The sequence below is a fragment of the Paenibacillus xylanexedens genome (genome assembly GCF_007676705.1).
GTDB classification, from domain to species: Bacteria; Bacillota; Bacilli; order Paenibacillales; family Paenibacillaceae; genus Paenibacillus; species Paenibacillus xylanexedens_C.
Genome location: NZ_VEBF01000001.1, coordinates 664,302 through 681,626 on the forward strand (window position 1 = coordinate 664,302; position 17,325 = coordinate 681,626).

The window sequence follows — 17,325 nt, forward strand, 5'->3', positions numbered from 1 at the left end:
TGAATGTATACGTTCAAAAGCCCTATTTGTTGCTGTCCTGCTGAAACAATGAACGTCTTCCATATACAGGCGCTTCTTCTGAAGTCGTTGAAAATGCCCGCTGGACACGTACGCAACTGCCTTGCCGCAACCCGGTTTCCATTAACTGCTGCGCGTTCTGTGGAGAGAACCACAGACCTTCCGGGAACTTTGCTTCAAGGATGTACTGAATGCCGTCTCCCGGTGCCTGTCCGAAAATACGAACGCCGAGTAATGTCTTCAAATGTTCAATGGTACACTCGTCCGGAACCTCGATATCGAACCATTCGCCTTCCTCGCGGCCGGAATACACGGTAAGAATCATTCGAATCCCTCCCATGGTCTCATATGTAAATTGTCCTAATGTCAGATTAAATCAAAAAAAAGAGAATGAATCGTTATACCAACCCTATTTTCTTACATAAACACCCTGTTTGCAATGTACCTCCTGTAATTTTGTTACATATGACCCACGTATATATTAAAATATCGTACATTCGACTCAGAACTTTTGTGGCAGTTATGCATTTAAATATTGCGAGGATGCGAAACTTTTTGTTTTTGTTCCATTTAAATGGGAAATAACTTCAGTTTTTCAGGACTTTTATTACTTCGCCCACAATCTAATTGTGAACACTTTTCAAACATTACTCACCTTTATGTTTTCATAAGCTGATTTTAAGGTAATTTTAAGCATTGGAATTTAATATTACCTGTATGAAATAACTCCCGTGAGGTGATTTCAAGTGAGAACCCTAATAACCTTTCAAAACAAATCAATCCCTGTATATTTTAATCAAGAAAACAAACAACCTATGCAGAAGACATTAAGATTGCTTAGCAGTGCTCTTGAGCATAAAATTAGCAACGGTAAACGCGCCATTCAAAAATGTCTGCATTCTTTGATTAGTATTGAGATTGTTAACGGAGAAGCTATTCTCCACAGTCGAAGTGAAAATGACTCCCTTGCTTTATCGTTATATTAAAAGGAGTTCATCAAGTTACGTTCATTATAAGACATGAAAAAGGAAGCTGTCGCTAAAGACAAGCTTCCTTTTTTGTGTATACACGTTAACCGCAGATTGGGATCCATATTGGTCATCATTTAATGTAGTTTGCTTAGGACATAGGTGGCATCATGTTCTTCCGCAATCTCGGCTTTACGAATACGAATGACAAACAGCCGAACCAAATTGGCACGTGTATGTTCTTCCTGACAGGTATCCAGCTTCCTCAGAATAAAGCGGTCAATGGACATGAATTTCTGGGCCCCTTTTCCATTGGATTTACGGATCGGTTCTTCCGTGTATCCATAAATAACCAGATAAAGACAGCCCCAAACAGCTTTTTCGCCCTTAGGCTAAGCAGTATTTTTCTGAGGTGTAAAATCGTGCAAACAGCCTGTCCCTTCAAGCTGGAGACGGAATTTCGCATGATTTGTCGATCTTTAGGTGACCCGTTCTAACCCTCCACAATTGACCCTGCTAATTCAACTTTTTTCGACTTAATCTACTCCCGGATAGTCTCGATATTGGTGCTGAATGCTGATCCAGCGAGTACGTGTGAACTTCTCAATCGCCCAATCTCCGCCGAAGCGTCCAATTCCCGAAGCTTTCTCACCGCCAAACATCACATGCGCTTCATCGTTCACGGACTGATCATTCACATGCACCATGCCGGACTCGATATGCTGGGCGACCTGATATCCTCGATTGAGGTCTTTGGTGAATACCGAACCACTGAGTCCATACGGGGTATCATTCGCCAGACGCACAGCTTCCTGCTCATCACTTGCCTTCATGATCACAGCCACTGGACCAAACAATTCCTGCTGCACAATATCTTGTTCAGGTTTGACATCCGCAAGTACAGTCGGTGATAACACACTGCCTTTGCTGGTCCCTCCGAGCAATAACTGTGCTCCTTCAGCTTTGGTTTTGTTCACAAGCTCCAGTAATCGCTCTACCTCTTGTTCCCGAATGAGAGGACCAACCAGTGTTTTGGCATCCGATGGATCACCTGACTGGATATTCTTCGTTTTGGCAACAAATGATTCAACGAACTTGTCGTAAATATCGGCATGTACAATCATGCGATTCAGAGCCATACAGATCTGTCCCTGATGCAGAAACTTGCCAAAGACCGCTGCTTCGGCAGCACGTTCAATGTCGGCATCTTCCAGCACAACCATGGCATTGTTACCGCCCAGTTCCAGTGCCGTTTCTTTTAAATGTTCACCAGCCAATTTGCCAATTCCCTGTCCGACTTCCGTAGAACCCGTAAATGAGATCACTTTAGGAACCGGATGAGCGACAAAGTAATCCCCAATCTCGCTGCCACTTCCAGCAACCACATTCAGCACGCCCTCAGGCAGTCCCGCTTGTTCAAACAAATCGGCGATGAGCCAGCCTGCCGTAATCGGAGTGTCCGATGCCGGTTTAATAACCACACCATTACCAAGGGCTATTGCCGGAGCTACGGATCGCATGCATAGATGCAAAGGGAAATTCCATGGTCCGATGACACCAATCACTCCCTTTGGCTCACGAACCACACGGTTCTCTTTACCAGGGGTGTTGGAAGGGATAATCTCCCCCTTCATCCGATAAGGAAATGAGGCTGCTTCGTCCACAATGCGTTTAGCCGCTGCGAACTCCGCCTCCGATTTGATTCGGGTACTCCCGGATTCCGTGATCAGCAGTTGAACGATCTCGTCTTTCCGCTCTGCCATCAGGGATGAAACTTTACGCAGTACCTCTTCCTTCACAGCAGGTAGAGACTTTGCCCATTCAATCGAATTTTCCTGAGCTGATTCATAAGCGTTATCTATGTCTTTCTTATTGGAAGAGCGCCATGTGGCAATAACTTCTCCCGTATAAGGGTTGATATTCTCCATTGTTTTCTCGCCGGAGCCATCTACCCATTGGCCATTAATATATTGTTTCGTCCATGTTGTATGTTCGGTTTCCATTAAAGTCATCTGAATACGCCTCCTGATCAAGATTGAATGTCACACCTGCAAAACAGTGTAATACATCATTAACCTTGTTCAGAATTACGCAAACGTGCAGACTTGAATTAACTCTTCCATTCCTTGAGCTTAAGGAAACAATACAATGCACCAATTTCTTCGCTCCCTGCATGCCTTTCATCTTTCAGGCAAGCTCTTCTCTCCAAAGAGGCTCAAGTCTTCCCATCCGTAGCCAACTTCAATCAAATCTTGACCCCCGATGCGGATGGACTGTGTATGGACTGGAGAGCCTCCCATCTTTTCATAGAAACGGCACGCTGAATTACGCTCCAAAGCCCATATGATCAACCTTTTCATATTATGGGTTCGCAGATGATTAACAACATGTGTAGCCAGTTGTTGACCTATCCCCGTTTGTTGCATTTCCTTCAGCAAATATATGGCGTACAACTCTCCATCATAAGCTAATTTGCCTTCACGCTCCCTACCCCCACAGGCAAATCCGACAATGTTCCCATCATGCTGTTCAGCTACTACCAGGATCTGATCCTTTTCGTCAGAGCGAATCGTCTTTTCCCACTGGGACAATCTTGATTCTATAGTCAAATGATCCAAAAAATCGTCGGGCACAATTCCGCGATACGTTGTTTTCCAACTCTCTGTATGTACATGGGCTATTCCCTGTGCATCCCCTTCACGCGCCTGCCTGATCTGCATGGCTATCACTCGCTTTCTCTCGTAACTGCCGTAGCTTTACCATATTATATGTTCTTCTTTCGATAATTCCAAACTCATCCACTTCAGTTCCTCTTATAGAGGTTGTTCAAAAAGCCCGCTTTTGATTACGAAGGATGCCTAACGGCATCATCAGCATCGAATATGGAATTCAGCCGAAATGTCCGTTGCTCACGTAGTTTTCCCTACGCTCTGCTACTCCATTTCTAGCTTCATCCCATCTTCTCGGTACTGAAAACCAATCTTTTTGAACACGCACTTATAAAGTAAAATCCGGCCCTACGGCCGGATCGTTACTCTCGTGCCTACAGAAACCTTGGAAGACAGATCCAATACGTCCGAGTTGTACATGCGTATACAACCATTGGAGACGGATTTGCCAATGGACCAAGGCTCATTGGTTCCGTGTATGCCATAATGGGGTGCAGACAGTCCCATCCACAACACGCCAAATGGCCCTCCTGGATTGGATTGTTTGTTAATAATAGTGAACTCCCCGCTAGGAGTCTGCGTGAGCATCTTGCCGGTTGCCACTGGATAGCCCTTAATCACCTGGTTACCATCCAGAAGATATAACATGTGGTCGGATAGATCCACAATGATCCTGTAATCTGGCATAATGACATCCCTCCTGACCTATCTTATGCAAGATACCGGATGATGCCCGCCTGATTTCAGACTTCTTCCCACTCTTTCACACTACGGGAGTGTTTGGGTTTGCGACTACTGGCCGGTTTGCTGGAAGCTGTTCGCCTTCTTGTTGCTACCTCTTCTTTACGTTGTTGATATTGCAATTCCTTCTGCATTTTCAGATAATTGCTCAGCCGTTTTTCATCCAATGAGCCATCCTCTATGGCTTCCTTCACTGCACATCCAGCTTCCCGTGTATGACTGCAATCCAGAAATCTGCACGTAGCCGCGAGCTCTTCAATTTCTCCAAACGCATGCGAAAGTCCATCATTGCCTTCATCCCAGAGATTAAGCTCACGCATTCCCGGAGTATCGATCAATACCGCTCCCTGTGGAAGCACAAACATCTCTCGATGAGTTGTGGTATGTCTTCCACGGCTGTCTCCCTCACGGACGGATTGGGTAAGTTGTACATCCTCGCCCATCATCCAGTTCACAAGCGTAGACTTACCGCTACCAGAAGAACCTGTCAGTGCAACAGTCAACCCTGGCTGTAGATATCTTTCAAGTAGAGACTTACCTTGGTCCTCCACAGCGGATATCGCCAGCACTTCGACGCCTGGAGCAATTCCCTCTACACTTCGGATCTGCTCTTCCACATTCGGGCACAGATCACTTTTGCTCAGAACAATGACCGGTCTTACGCCACCATTCCAAGCCATCATCACATATCTTTCGAGCCGTCGAAGATTGAAGTCATGATTAAGTGCAGCAACAATCAGCAATGTATCAACGTTTGCGGCGATTAATTGTTCCTTGGTCACCGGACCTGCGGCCTGTCTTGACACCCGGCTCTGGCGTGGCACCAGATTGTGAATAATTGCTTCTTCGCCTGACTGGCCCGTAATCGCCACCCAATCTCCAACTGCTGGCACCAAGCTGGTCTCCAGACTATCATGACGCATTCGGCCCGAAATTCTTCCCCAGCACTCGCCCTCTTCTGTGATCAAACGTTGCAGATGTCCATGGTCTGCGATAATTCTGGCTGGTTTGCTCTCCTGATCTTTCATCCCTGTCTCTTGCCATAGCTCCTGCCACTTTGCAGACCAGCCGTACTTCTCAATATGGTTATCTAAAATAAAAATTCCTCCCAAAATAAGTTGTTTACTTCGTTCAAGCCGATTGAACATTGGTCTCCGGTTCCAGATCAAAACAAAAAAACCACGAGTATAAACACACCCGTGGCAATACGTAGTTATCCGAATGAAAGACTGCCCTTGTTATCGATATAACGGATAGAGCATTGATCATCCGCTACATTCAATTCAAGGAACACCCTTTATTGCAGACAAAAAAGCCACGGGTTCGTCACCCGTGGCTTCATCTGAGCATGCGATATTTTACGTTACCATTGGATATTACTATCCACCTAACGTAAAATTACATGCTTTGATCCGTTCCGGAGACGCTGTTCATATTCAAATTAACGTATACAGCATTTAAGTTTGTCATAAACAATCGCCTCCCTTGTAGAATTATCCATTATGTTACACAGTGTACTTTGTTGTTGTCAAGCCCAAATAAATTGTACCAGTCTTAATCTATTTGACCTGATCCCAGCGCGTCCACATTTCCTTCGGATTCAGTTCATAGATCTCTTCTTCCCGGTACATGAACTGATGCATGATGAACTCCCGCCGAATGGTCGCAAAATCCTCATGATACTGCTGTATAAATGTATTAATCTCTTTCTCCGTGTACTTGCGACCGAATTCAAGCTGCTCGACCAGATGACCGAGTACTATCAGTTTTTTCTTGTATTGAGCCGGAATCTGACGCAATCGTCCATCTTTGGAGAAAAAATTCCTCATGACCGAAGCTTTCAACGTTTCGTTCACATCACTCATATCCGTTACCTCCTCTCGCTTAAAGATAAAATCAACCGAAGCCTGTGCATTTTCGTGAATAAACGAAGGATTGAGTGTGAAATACACGGTATTCTTCTCCCGTCTCTCCTTGATCAGCGCTGCTTCTCTAAGCTTGGATGCATGATGTGTAACGGTTGGCTGTGACAGATTGAGCCGCTCGGCAAGTGCCTGCCCGTGCAGTTCACCCTGTGCCAACAGCAGCAGCATGCGAAGCCGGGTTGGGTCAGCCAACGCTTTATGATAAGCCACTATTTTCTCCAGCTGCATCATCGTTCATCTCGCTTTCATTTAGATGAATATCTAATTCGATATTAGTCTATTCTTCTTTTTAAGTCAACTCCTATGAGGTCAAGTCTGTCTGCCTGAGTTAAACTCACGCTTGAACTGGCATTGGCCCGTTTTTTACGGTAGGATTATATTGCTTGAAATAAGGAGGATTAAGAACATGGAAGATGTCATTATTATCGGCGGAGGCCCATGCGGTCTGTCTGCTGCCATTGAATGCGAGCGGTTGGGACTGTCCGCTGTGATTGTTGAGAAATACAATATCGTCCAATCTATTTATCTGTATCCAACCCATATGCAGTTTTTCAGCACAGCCGAGCTGCTTGAGATCGGAAACGTTCCGTTCAGCACACCAAATGATAAACCGTTTCGTTATGAAGCACTCGCCTATTATCGCAGGGTAGCCGAACATTTTGGCCTGCGTGTTCATAACTATGAGGAAGCCCGTGAGATCAAACGCAAGGATGATGGCACGTTTGAGGTACATACGCTCAATCGACGCGGGGAGGCCATCGTACATGTTGGACGCAATGTCGTTGTTGCTACCGGTTATTTTGACCATCCTAACTATCTGGGCATTCCCGGGGAAGACAAAGATAAAGTAACCCACTACTTCCGGGAAGCCCACCCTTATACTCGTACGCGTGTCGCCATTATTGGCGGGAGCAACTCAGCCGTGGATGCGGCCATGGAACTGGTTCGTGTCGGAGCGCATATCGATATGGTTTATCGCGGCAGTGGTCTGTCCCAGCATATTAAACCATGGGTACGTCCGCTATTTGAGAGCATGGTGACGAAAGGCCGTATCACACTGCATCTGGAATCACGCGTGAATGAAATATTGGATGATTCCATTCGTCTGATACACACGGATGGCTCCACTAGTGAATTGGAGAATGACTTTGTACTGGCAATGACCGGTTTCCGTCCGGATCGTCAACTACTCACATCGGTAGGTGTGGAGATGTCTGATGATATGGATAAACCTCTATACGACGCACAAACGATGGAAAGCAGCGTACCTGGTGTATATGTAGGTGGAGTCATTGCTTCGGGGCGTAATGCCAATGAAGTCTTTATTGAATCCGGACGCTGGCATGGACGGTACATCGCGGAACATATCGTTAGCAAACAACGCGATCAGACTGAAGGGAAATGAAAACCATGGACATGACTTCCCTGCTGTTGCTCGTGTTTGCGGCCCTTGGGATTATTAGCAGCAACACACCTGTGACCGTAGCGATGGTATTTCTGTTGTTGTTACGGGTCCTGAACCTGAATCAGGCTTTTCCATGGCTTGAAAAATACGGACTCACACTGGGTATCATCATTCTGACTATTGGCGTAATGGCACCACTTGCCAGTGGCAAGATGAGTCTGCAGACCATCGGCGAGTCTTTCCTGCACTGGAAATCACTGCTCGCCATTGGTGTAGGATTACTAGTGGCTTATCTCGGTGGACGAGGCGCTACGCTGATGGGAACACAACCAACTATCGTTGCGGGGCTCCTGATTGGAACGGTTCTTGGCGTTGCCCTGTTCAAAGGTGTGCCCGTGGGGCCATTGATTGCGGCGGGAATATTATCGTTGCTACTGGGAAAATCCTGATGCAGGTTATGATGGTTGTGACCTGACATGCTCTGCAGATTGGCTGTATTTCCCACCGTTGTGTGATATACTTCTATTCATGCAAATCATGTACACGAGTCTACAGCAGAATCATCCATATTGTGGTTATGCTGTTGCATAAACGTATAGATTCACTTTGCAACTATTAATGGCGCAGGAGGATTCAGGAACCATGTCACGTCAGTTTATTACAGAAGCCGTGATGGTGGCCATTTACGGTCAATTGCTCGCGCCGCCCGCGCCTGTAGAATATATTGTTCCTTATACCACCATCCTTGAGCTATATGAATTTCAGACCAGTCCTGATCCTATGATGGATAACCCGGCAGACGACCAGCATGTCAAATCCAAAATCAATGAAATGATTTCTTATTTCGAGGAACCATTGAATAAGAAAAAAATAGAGCGTGCGTTGCTTGTTCCATGGGCAAAAAGCCCCTCCATTCTATTTGGTGATCAAGTATCGATTGCCATTATCAATGCAATAGATACGGCACAGTACGGGGAATATTTCGATCCCATTGAGACCGAACTGCTCCTGACATCTCAGCGCCTCAGTATTCCGATTCTCACTGATCAGGTTGAACTGATCGCACGTATTTTTGAATCGGAGTCACCCGTACAGGTATTCGATATTGATGATTTTGATTTTGCGATGGATGATGAACCTCTCGATCAGGTATAAATAATGCACTGAATACGTGAGTCAGATTCAAAAAAATGACCTCGTCACCCACTTTATCGTGGATGACGAGGTCATTTTTGCGCATGCTTATTTATTCTGCAATATCACGGGCTAACAGGATTCGGCTAATCTGATTCAGAGGTGGTAATGACTCCAAAGCAAAGAACTTCAGACCTGCATCACTATTTACACGTGTTTCCACAAGGTCATCCTGAATGATTACGGTCCGAAACAGGGCAATAACATAATACTCTTCATCTCCGCTTGAATGCAGATACCGAAGATCAGGTCCTGAATACAACCCTTCGAGTGTCATGTTATCGGTTGTCCAACCTGTTTCTTCCCATAGCTCCCGATGTGCGGCATCCTCAACGGCCTCACCCGGGCGCATCTCACCGTTTGGCATCCGCCAATGACCATGCTCAGCATGCTGAATCAGCAGCAATTCACCTTGTTCGTTCTCAGCCCGCACAGCCGCCTTTACAACAATATGAGAGCGTTTTGCGATATACTGGGCCAAATCTCGGGCTGGCAGATTCAATGCTTATCCCCTCCTCCTATTTGGAAGCCGGTGGCGACCTGTGACTCATCTATTGCCTTACAGAATACTTCAAGAATTAGGGTATATCTCAAAATCACCCTAGATTTCGGTATAACGATACTCGATATCCTGACCTTCATCAACGATATCCACATGCAGTTGGTGCCCCTTCAGATACCAATAATCATGGTCTTCCATAAAGAATTGGATACCCGACACTTCAGTTTGGTCCGCAGGGTGTCTTGGTTTCTCCACAGCAATGCCCAGCGAAAACCCAGGGTGAAGACCTCCGCCAGAGCTATAACGAGCAAAAAATCGGATGCTGTCTCCCTCGTTCAAATTCAGTTCTTCCTTGTACCAGCGAGCAGCTTGATCGGATACATGTATGGTACTCATTTGGTGTCAGCTCCTTCTGTATATATATGTTCCATCATATCTCTACAAAGACTTGAATACAAACCCGAGTGACCACATAAAGACAAATTAAGTTGTGAAAAATGTTTGACAGATTGTAAAATCCGGTGTTAAGATGCAAACATACGAGGTCTACATTGTATTTATTTCCAAAAAAGAAAGGGTGATTACGGTGTTTAACAAACATATGATTGGTCAATTCAGCACACAATTAAATACCGGAGCACACCCGAAATCATTATTCCGTTCATAAGTCGGCATCACAGGAGTCTCTTTATTGAGAAACTCTGTTATGTTTACTCACAATGAAACGATATGGTGGCGGCTCTGCTCATGGAGCCATGCTGCGTATGATTATATCAAGACATACCGCCTGCGTGCGGTATGTCTTTTTTTGTGGGTATATTTCGGCATACATGAACGGAATCTGTATTTCACGGACATTGAAAGGAAGGGATAACATTTGTTCTCTGTACTTAAAAACCTGGCCTGGTTCTTCCGGCTGGAACGCAAACGATACCTTACTGGCGTCATTTTGCTTATTCTGGTGGGCGTTGCCGAACTGCTGCCTCCCCGTCTTCTTGGCAATGCCATCGACGAGATCGTGCGTGGTTCGATTACAGGGGCCTCACTCACCCGTTACATTTTGCTTATTCTGGGAACCGTCATCATTATCTATCTGGTTACATACGTTTGGATGCACAAACTATTCGGTGGTGCCAATCTGGTTGAGCGGCTACTTCGTTCACGCTTCATGGACCACTTGTTACGAATGACTCCTCCCTTTTTCGAGAAAAACAGAACCGGTGATCTGATGGCTCGGGCCACCAATGATCTTCGTTCCATTGCCACCACAGCAGGCTTCGGCATGCTGACCTTAACAGACTCTACGGCCTTTCTGGCTACCGTATTGTTCGCCATGGGTTTTCTGGTCAGCTGGAAACTGACCCTGGCAGCAATCCTGCCTCTACCTTTTATCGCCATTGCCATGATGATCTATGGTAAAGCTGTACATCAACGTTACACCCTGGCACAAGATGCTTTCGGAGATATGAATGACCAGGTGCTGGAATCCATCGCCGGTATCCGTGTCGTGCGTGCCTATGTCCAGGAGCGTCTGGACGAGAAACGGTTCGCCGACGTGACCGAAGATGTGTATCGCAAAAATCTGGCTGTTGCCAGAATGGATGCCCTATTTGAACCCACCATCCGGCTCTTCGTAGGGCTCAGTTATGTGATTGCACTTGCCTACGGCATATATCTTGTATTTCATAATGAAATTACCCTGGGGGATCTCGTATCGTTCAATATGTACCTGGGGATGATGATCTGGCCCATGTTCGCTATCGGCGAATTGATTAACCTGATGCAGCGTGGTAGCGCCTCACTTGACCGGGTCAATGAGACTTTATCCGTAGAACCTGCTGTACAAGATGTTGATCAACCTGCTCATGTTACGAATCCGGATGAAATTGCGATGCAGGATGTTACCTTCCGTTATCCCAGTTCCACTGTCGACAATCTCAGTCATATCAGCTTTTCGCTGCGACGTGGTCAAACATTGGGTATCGTAGGTAGAACGGGTAGCGGCAAGTCCACTTTGCTCAAACAGTTGCTTCACGAATACCCTGCGGGATCGGGTAAATTAAGCATCTCGGGTCATCCGATTCAGGATATCGCCAAAGATGACTTGCACAGCTGGATCGGTTACGTACCACAGGAACAAGTTCTGTTCTCCAAATCAGTTCGTCAGAACATTCAATTCGGTAAACCTGGTGCCAGTGATGAAGTGATTATGGAAGCCATTCGTACCGCCGCTTTTGACGGGGATCTGGGGACTTTGTCCGATGGACTGGATACACTTGTTGGTGAAAAAGGAATCTCTCTGTCCGGCGGACAGAAACAGCGGGTATCACTGGCGCGTGCCTTTATTGCTAATCCTGATATTCTGATCCTCGATGATGCCTTATCTGCTGTCGATGCACGTACTGAAGCCAAAATCATTGAAAATATTCGCAACAAACGCTCGGGCAAAACCACACTGATCTCGACTCATCGCCTGTCCGCTATCGAACACGCAGATCGAATCATCGTACTGGAGCACGGGAAAATTACGGAAGAAGGCACTCACCAGGAACTGTTAGCCATGAACGGCTGGTACCGTGAACAGTATGAACGGCAACAGGTCGAGTCCAATTTGTCCACGTAGGAGGTCAATTCATTGAAGTCTAATACAGGCAAGAGGCTGCTTGATTACGCCTTGAAAGCCAAAGGAACATTTATCGCTGCATTAATTATGCTTACCATTGGTGTTGCAGCCGAACTCGCGGGGCCGTTCATTGCCAAATCCATGATCGACAATCATTTGCTCGCGATTGAGCAGCCTTTCTATGAGACGACTGCTTCAGATGAAGCCGCAGTCTACAACGGCAAGAACTACAAACGCGAAGGCTTGTTCGAACCCGATGAAAACAAAGGTCCCGAAGTGCGGGTACTACAAGCAGGTAGAAGCTTTTATTTTGTAAACGAACCGGTAAGCGCACCGGACGGGGACCGCACATATGCGGATGGAACCCTCACGGTGACACGTGCAGGCGAAGTGACAGGCCAATATGCGGCAGCACCCCTGTCCGCTGGTGAACTGTTTGCTTTTTACAAACCGGAGATGCCCAGCATCTATCAATTAATTGTGTATTACATGATCTTCCTCGTGATCTCGGTCATTATGGAGTTTGGTAAAACATTCTGGCTGCAATCCTCGGCCAACAAGGTCATTCAAAGACTGCGCAACGATGTGTATGCCCATATTCAGCGACTGCCGGTGCATTTTTTTGATAATCTGCCCGCAGGTAAAGTTGTATCTCGGGTCACAAACGATACAGAAGCCGTCAAGGATCTGTTCGTTGCCGTTCTTTCGAACTTTTTCTCAGGAATCATCACGATTACAGGTGTGTATGTCGCACTCTTCCTGCTTGATGTTCGCCTTGGCCTGATCTCGTTATTCGTCGTGCCGATGCTCATTGCGTGGATTGTACTCTATCGCAAATTCGCTACTCGCTACAACACGATCATTCGGTCAAGGCTGAGTGAGATCAATGCGATCATTAACGAGTCCATTCAGGGGATGTCCATTATCCGCGTATTCCGCCATCAGAAACAAACCAAGCAGGAATTCGAAGATTTGAATGATGACTATATGAAACACCAGAACAAAATGCTGAACCTGAATGCCTTCACCTCACACAACCTGGTTAACGTATTACGGAATATCGCTTTTGCGGTTGTCCTGTGGTACTTCGGTTCAAGCGTGCTGGATGGCACAAGTATTATTTCACTGGGTGTTCTATATGCCTTCGTCGATGTCCTGGGCCGCTTGTTCCAGCCGATCACCGGCATGGTGAATCAGCTCGCCAACCTGGACTCCTCCCTCGTATCCGCTGGGCGTGTCTTTGAGCTGATGGATGAAAAGGGAGAACCTGTAACCGATGGCTCCATGCCAAGATACAAGGGAAATGTTGTATTTGACGATGTATCCTTTGCTTATAAAAAGGATTTCGTACTCAATAATATCTCGTTCAAAGCATCCCAAGGTCAGACGGTCGCTCTGGTCGGTCATACCGGTTCGGGTAAAAGTTCGATCATCAATCTGCTATTCCGGTTCTATGATCCGCAAAAAGGCAAGATTACGATTGACGGTCAGAACGTCAAGGATCTGCCCAAGCAGTGGATTCGGGAGCATATGGGGATTGTACTGCAAGACCCGTATCTGTTCACAGGTACCATTGCTTCCAACGTCAGTCTCGGCGATGAGAAGATCTCCCGTGAGCGAATTGAACAGGCGCTGCGTGATGTAGGCGCTGAACGTATACTGGCTCATCTCCCTCAAGGCTTTGACGAACCTGTCATCGAAAAAGGAAGTACATTGTCTGCTGGACAACGCCAATTGATCTCCTTTGCTCGGGCACTGGCGTTCGATCCCGCCATCCTCATTTTGGATGAAGCGACAGCCAATATTGATACGGAAACAGAAGCTTTGATTCAGAACGCACTCGAAGTCCTCAAAAAAGGACGTACTACCTTCATCATCGCTCACCGTCTGTCCACCATTCGATCGGCAGATCAGATTCTGGTTCTGCATCGCGGGCGTATTGTTGAGCAGGGTGCACATGATGAACTGATGGAGCTTAAAGGTCGCTATTTTAAGATGTATCAGCTTCAGCAAGGTGCACAAGCAGCAGTCGGCGCAATTATCGAGAGTCCTTCAGGTGATTCCGTTCCAACCTCAACCTCCTTTGCCGGAGGCAATGCATAACTGAGTAAAACGGAAACCTCTTTTACAACCAATTAGAAATGATGCGCGCTCAAAAGGCAACACAAAAAACGATCTACATGGCTACCTTAGGGGTTTGCGGTGTAGATCGTTTTTTTCGCCTGGAGCCAGGTTCCGATACCCGCAACCTCACGGCTGCTGCGGATTGTCTATCCATCCTTTGATCGTATATCCCATGTACATCACGGTCTCTCTTGCGAGAAAAGGAAACTTGCTGCGCCAGGTTTGATACGCCGTAGTTCGTGTCGGGGAGGGTACAGCATCCATACCCAGTCCGGCAGCCAGTTTCATGGCCCGTTTCATATGTAAAGGGTCACTCACAATCGTATACGTTTCGTAACCGGCCTGTTCACCTATTGGAATTGAATTGATCAGATTCTCCTCGGTGATTCTGGATTCGGTCTCTATGCGAATGTCCGCTGGATCTACTCCATGTTCAATGGCATACTTCTGACCAACTTCAGCCTCCGTATGTTCTCCATCATCACCTGACCCACCTGTAAAAAGCAGATTACGAACTGTACCTTGACGGTATAATTCAATCCCGTGTTCAATACGTTCACGAAATACAGGTGAAGGGTTATCCCCCGCCACGGCTGCGCCCAGAATGATCGCTGCATCCGATATCCTGGATGAGTCCTCATTCGTATAGGCTGATATACGTACTGCCGTAACCACAGTCCATAAAATTCCTACCAATACTACGGCCAGAGCCATAATTATAATCCAGCGTTTCGTTTTGCGTTTGCTGCTCATTCATCCTCTTCCAAAGCCCGTGATTGCATGCTCTCGGCATGCATACGCTCCAGCGTTTGCAGGGCTGCTGCCGATTCGGCATCCAAACCAAGCTCTGCAATCCAGGCACCCGTATATTGCTGAAGACTGATCTCCAGCTCCTGAGCACGGTCTTTGAAATCCTCCAATTCCTTAATCATGCGTGATCGTCCTTCCAGACTGAATGTCTCATGGATTCGTTCCTTGAAGTAATGATGTACGATACGGTTACGTTGCTGCCACAATTCATTCAATTGAAGAGTTTCTTCCTCGGAGAATGTAAAATGATGGCGCACTTCGTGAATGAGTTGTCCTAGTGAACTGCTCATTTTTCGCTCGTACAGATCTTCCAGATCCTCTTCAGACACAGCCTTGCCCTGAGACAATTTCATTAATAAAATCAGATTGACCAGCTGCTGTTCAAGCGCCTGCCCGTAGTACACTGCCAATCCGTAATATGCAAACAATTCCCTGGAGTGTTCGCTGTCCAGCATGTCACCATTCTGGATGTCTGTATTTTGCATATGCGAGCGCCCCCTTCAACCGTACAATGTTATCCATTCATGTCCCTCTATCCTAACCAAACCAAGAGCAACATTCAAGTTATCGGGAAGCGCGGCTTCTAACTCCGTAGATCTCTTCTTCCGGACAGCCATACATGGATGACGAGTAGCCCCAATGCATAGAGAACAGTCCACAGCGTAACCGAAACAAAGGCGCCCATCTTCGAATCTTCAAATAACATCATCTCACGAACCAGATAAAAGGCTGGTGGCAGAATGCGCCCAAGCCATTGTAACGATTCAGGCAGACGTTCACTTAAGGAACCTTGGACAAACGATAGTAATAATACAATAATGAGGGCAGGCATGCTACGACTAAGTAAATGGATATACGATTTTTGAAAGAATACACCGATGCCCAAACCCAGTAACGATAGCCCCAGATGTCCGCACCAAGTCATCATCCACTCCTCGCCTGTGGGCTGTCTATCGAACATTCCCGCGAAGACGGGATATAGCACAGTGATTGCGGTGAGTATGAATTGCATTATCCAGGCACAGATCAATTGGCTTGTTACAACCTTACGCCTGCTTCCTCCATGAAGGACGAGTAATTGATACTGCTTTGCAGGTTCGGTATTCATCACCATTACTCCGAGCCAAGCAGCTGCCAGAAATAACAGCATGGCCGTGACACTGTAACTGTCCGCAATTGGGTTGGGTTTGTAGGAATAGATCAGCAGCATGGCGATGATATAAAAGATAACCGGTGCAAAATATTTCTGTGAGCGAATGTGATGCCTTAATAAATATCGGGTTAGATAGATCATTGTGTCTTCCTCCCCATAGCGTCCATGGAAAAGCCTAAGTCCGCAGATTCTGTGACGTCTCCATGACTCGAATGTGCAGCTGGATGTTGTCCTTCCAGCAAACTTTCCATGTGTAATTGACTTTCCTCCTGTTGTACAGACACAACTGAACCGCCTGATGCCAGAATCATTCTGAGGACATCATCTGTTGATTGTTGAACCACTTTCCAGCCCCACAACCAAGAATTGGAATTCCCCGAGCTCGTATTACGAACTAAAGATAGTACCCCCGGTTGTTGTAAAATGGATGGATCGTTAGCGAGATCCTCACCAGCCTCCGTTAGACTTTGAATATGTACAACTGGTTCGCCTACTTGTAATATATCCTCACGACTCCAGTATCGAAGCACGCTACCTTTTTTTAGCACAATCACCTGGTCTGCCAAACGTTCAATTAACAATGGCTCATGGCAAGCTGTAACGATGGATGTCCCTTCAACCTTCCATTGCACCAATAAAGATACTATCGCCTCTTGAGCTGGAATATCCAAGCCTGACAACGGTTCATCCAGCAGCAAAAGACCACCCGGCCCAGGTAATAAAGCTTGAATCAAATTTACTTTTTGCAGTGTGCCCTTCGATAATAAGGGTAACTTCTGATCGATCGCGGTATCCAGATATAAAAGTTCACTAAGTTCTCTAATCCGCCCACGCAGTATTTCGGGGCGAATGCCCCGAATCCTTCCCATGTCCCACAAGTACTCTCTTGAAGTAAAAGGTAAACGTGGTAAGCCATCTACTGCATACCTCTCAGAACCTTTCATCGTGCGCTGAATCGATCCTGTATCAGGTAACAAAATACCCGCCAGTATACGGAGTAACGTGCTTTTGCCAGAACCGTTTCTGCCAACAAGTACAGCACATTCTCCCTGCTTCACTTCCAGATTAATTTGATCAAGTACTTGAGCATTACCTAGTCTTTTGCTCACTTGTTGAAGCTGCAAACCTCGACCTAATGAATCTGGTATAGCTTGATCAGATTTCTTGAAAAGTCCACGTGTACTCCATATCAC

19 protein-coding genes are annotated in these 17,325 nt (G+C 46.4%); 6 read left to right on the plus strand and 13 right to left on the minus strand.

Annotation, left to right across the window (positions count from 1 at the left end; genetic code table 11):
* Positions 1-22: 22 nt before the first annotated feature.
* Entirely contained in the window at positions 23-343 is a 321-nt protein-coding gene (locus tag FS628_RS02840) for a hypothetical protein (RefSeq protein ID WP_145318704.1), read from the minus strand.
* A 421-nt stretch (positions 344-764) separates the two neighbouring features.
* On the opposite strand from FS628_RS02840, the gene FS628_RS32540 reads away from it, so the two are divergent.
* Positions 765-1,004: a hypothetical protein gene (locus FS628_RS32540; RefSeq protein WP_074094612.1), complete on the plus strand. Its 240-nt coding sequence runs from the start codon at positions 765-767 to the stop codon at positions 1,002-1,004.
* A 119-nt stretch (positions 1,005-1,123) separates the two neighbouring features.
* On the opposite strand, the gene FS628_RS31240 is transcribed toward FS628_RS32540, so the two are convergent.
* From FS628_RS31240 to FS628_RS02870, 6 genes are all read right to left on the minus strand, one after another.
* The gene (locus FS628_RS31240; protein WP_186327703.1) at positions 1,124-1,276 is read right to left on the minus strand and encodes a hypothetical protein; all 153 of its coding nucleotides are present in this window, start codon (positions 1,274-1,276) and stop codon (positions 1,124-1,126) included.
* Positions 1,277-1,522: 246 nt separating this feature from the next.
* Entirely contained in the window at positions 1,523-2,998 is a 1,476-nt protein-coding gene (locus FS628_RS02850) for an aldehyde dehydrogenase family protein (RefSeq protein WP_145318707.1), read from the minus strand.
* A gap of 168 nt (positions 2,999-3,166) precedes the next feature.
* Positions 3,167-3,706 (minus strand): GNAT family N-acetyltransferase, encoded by a 540-nt coding sequence (locus FS628_RS02855; protein ID WP_145318710.1) that lies wholly within the window; start codon positions 3,704-3,706, stop codon positions 3,167-3,169.
* A 297-nt stretch (positions 3,707-4,003) separates the two neighbouring features.
* Positions 4,004-4,342 (minus strand): L,D-transpeptidase, encoded by a 339-nt coding sequence (locus FS628_RS02860; protein ID WP_145318713.1) that lies wholly within the window; start codon positions 4,340-4,342, stop codon positions 4,004-4,006.
* A gap of 56 nt (positions 4,343-4,398) precedes the next feature.
* Positions 4,399-5,424 (minus strand): ribosome small subunit-dependent GTPase A, encoded by a 1,026-nt coding sequence (gene rsgA / locus FS628_RS02865; RefSeq protein ID WP_440131259.1) that lies wholly within the window; start codon positions 5,422-5,424, stop codon positions 4,399-4,401.
* A 531-nt stretch (positions 5,425-5,955) separates the two neighbouring features.
* The gene (locus FS628_RS02870; RefSeq protein WP_145321353.1) at positions 5,956-6,549 is read right to left on the minus strand and encodes a metalloregulator ArsR/SmtB family transcription factor; all 594 of its coding nucleotides are present in this window, start codon (positions 6,547-6,549) and stop codon (positions 5,956-5,958) included.
* Positions 6,550-6,727: 178 nt separating this feature from the next.
* Between FS628_RS02870 and FS628_RS02875 the strand changes: the two genes are divergently transcribed.
* From FS628_RS02875 to FS628_RS02885, 3 genes are all read left to right on the plus strand, one after another.
* Positions 6,728-7,726, plus strand: coding sequence for a YpdA family putative bacillithiol disulfide reductase (locus FS628_RS02875; RefSeq protein ID WP_145318716.1), 999 nt, complete (start codon positions 6,728-6,730; stop codon positions 7,724-7,726).
* Positions 7,727-7,731: 5 nt separating this feature from the next.
* Entirely contained in the window at positions 7,732-8,175 is a 444-nt protein-coding gene (locus FS628_RS02880; protein WP_017689083.1) for a DUF441 domain-containing protein, read from the plus strand.
* Between the two features lie 193 nt (positions 8,176-8,368).
* Positions 8,369-8,881, plus strand: coding sequence for an ADP-heptose synthase (locus tag FS628_RS02885; protein WP_145318719.1), 513 nt, complete (start codon positions 8,369-8,371; stop codon positions 8,879-8,881).
* 91 nt (positions 8,882-8,972) lie between these two features.
* On the opposite strand, the gene FS628_RS02890 is transcribed toward FS628_RS02885, so the two are convergent.
* Both FS628_RS02890 and FS628_RS02895 read right to left on the minus strand, forming a co-directional pair.
* Positions 8,973-9,422 carry an NUDIX domain-containing protein gene (locus tag FS628_RS02890; protein ID WP_145318722.1) on the minus strand — a complete coding sequence of 150 codons (450 nt, stop codon included), beginning with the start codon at positions 9,420-9,422 and terminating at the stop codon, positions 8,973-8,975.
* 99 nt (positions 9,423-9,521) lie between these two features.
* Positions 9,522-9,818 (minus strand): HesB/YadR/YfhF family protein, encoded by a 297-nt coding sequence (locus FS628_RS02895; protein WP_017689086.1) that lies wholly within the window; start codon positions 9,816-9,818, stop codon positions 9,522-9,524.
* A gap of 481 nt (positions 9,819-10,299) precedes the next feature.
* Between FS628_RS02895 and FS628_RS02900 the strand changes: the two genes are divergently transcribed.
* Both FS628_RS02900 and FS628_RS02905 read left to right on the plus strand, forming a co-directional pair.
* Complete coding sequence (locus FS628_RS02900) at positions 10,300-12,045, plus strand: ABC transporter ATP-binding protein (protein ID WP_145318725.1); 1,746 nt, start codon at positions 10,300-10,302, stop codon at positions 12,043-12,045.
* 12 nt (positions 12,046-12,057) lie between these two features.
* Positions 12,058-14,148, plus strand: coding sequence for an ABC transporter ATP-binding protein (locus tag FS628_RS02905; protein WP_145318728.1), 2,091 nt, complete (start codon positions 12,058-12,060; stop codon positions 14,146-14,148).
* Positions 14,149-14,295: 147 nt separating this feature from the next.
* Here the strand turns inward: FS628_RS02905 and FS628_RS02910 are convergent, their stop codons facing one another.
* The 4 genes from FS628_RS02910 to FS628_RS02925 form a co-directional block, all read right to left on the minus strand.
* Positions 14,296-14,922, minus strand: coding sequence for a YdcF family protein (locus tag FS628_RS02910; protein ID WP_145318731.1), 627 nt, complete (start codon positions 14,920-14,922; stop codon positions 14,296-14,298).
* Positions 14,919-15,464, minus strand: a complete 546-nt coding sequence (locus tag FS628_RS02915; RefSeq protein WP_145318734.1) for a hypothetical protein — start codon at positions 15,462-15,464, stop codon at positions 14,919-14,921. Before FS628_RS02915 ends, FS628_RS02910 begins: the two co-directional genes overlap by 4 nt.
* A 98-nt stretch (positions 15,465-15,562) precedes the next feature.
* On the minus strand, positions 15,563-16,273 hold the full coding sequence (locus FS628_RS02920) for a hypothetical protein (protein WP_145318737.1): 711 nt from the start codon (positions 16,271-16,273) through the stop codon (positions 15,563-15,565).
* The gene (locus FS628_RS02925; RefSeq protein ID WP_186327704.1) at positions 16,270-17,325 is read right to left on the minus strand and encodes an ATP-binding cassette domain-containing protein; all 1,056 of its coding nucleotides are present in this window, start codon (positions 17,323-17,325) and stop codon (positions 16,270-16,272) included. The genes FS628_RS02920 and FS628_RS02925 overlap by 4 nt, the downstream gene beginning before the upstream one ends.

Excerpts from the sequence above, each read along its gene's own strand:
- FS628_RS02920 (WP_145318737.1), bottom strand. The coding sequence starts at position 16,273 with ATGATCTATCTAACCCGATATTTATTAAGGCATCACATTCGCTCACAG.
- rsgA (WP_440131259.1), bottom strand. The coding sequence starts at position 5,424 with ATGAAAGATCAGGAGAGCAAACCAGCCAGAATTATCGCAGACCATGGA.
- FS628_RS02875 (WP_145318716.1), top strand. The coding sequence starts at position 6,728 with ATGGAAGATGTCATTATTATCGGCGGAGGCCCATGCGGTCTGTCTGCT.
- FS628_RS02870 (WP_145321353.1), bottom strand. The coding sequence starts at position 6,549 with ATGCAGCTGGAGAAAATAGTGGCTTATCATAAAGCGTTGGCTGACCCA.
- FS628_RS02880 (WP_017689083.1), top strand. The coding sequence starts at position 7,732 with ATGGACATGACTTCCCTGCTGTTGCTCGTGTTTGCGGCCCTTGGGATT.
- FS628_RS02895 (WP_017689086.1), bottom strand. The coding sequence starts at position 9,818 with ATGAGTACCATACATGTATCCGATCAAGCTGCTCGCTGGTACAAGGAA.
- FS628_RS02860 (WP_145318713.1), bottom strand. The coding sequence starts at position 4,342 with ATGCCAGATTACAGGATCATTGTGGATCTATCCGACCACATGTTATAT.
- FS628_RS02910 (WP_145318731.1), bottom strand. The coding sequence starts at position 14,922 with ATGAGCAGCAAACGCAAAACGAAACGCTGGATTATAATTATGGCTCTG.
- FS628_RS02915 (WP_145318734.1), bottom strand. The coding sequence starts at position 15,464 with ATGCAAAATACAGACATCCAGAATGGTGACATGCTGGACAGCGAACAC.
- FS628_RS31240 (WP_186327703.1), bottom strand. The coding sequence starts at position 1,276 with ATGTCCATTGACCGCTTTATTCTGAGGAAGCTGGATACCTGTCAGGAA.
- FS628_RS02885 (WP_145318719.1), top strand. The coding sequence starts at position 8,369 with ATGTCACGTCAGTTTATTACAGAAGCCGTGATGGTGGCCATTTACGGT.
- FS628_RS02840 (WP_145318704.1), bottom strand. The coding sequence starts at position 343 with ATGATTCTTACCGTGTATTCCGGCCGCGAGGAAGGCGAATGGTTCGAT.
- FS628_RS02855 (WP_145318710.1), bottom strand. The coding sequence starts at position 3,706 with ATGCAGATCAGGCAGGCGCGTGAAGGGGATGCACAGGGAATAGCCCAT.
- FS628_RS02850 (WP_145318707.1), bottom strand. The coding sequence starts at position 2,998 with ATGACTTTAATGGAAACCGAACATACAACATGGACGAAACAATATATT.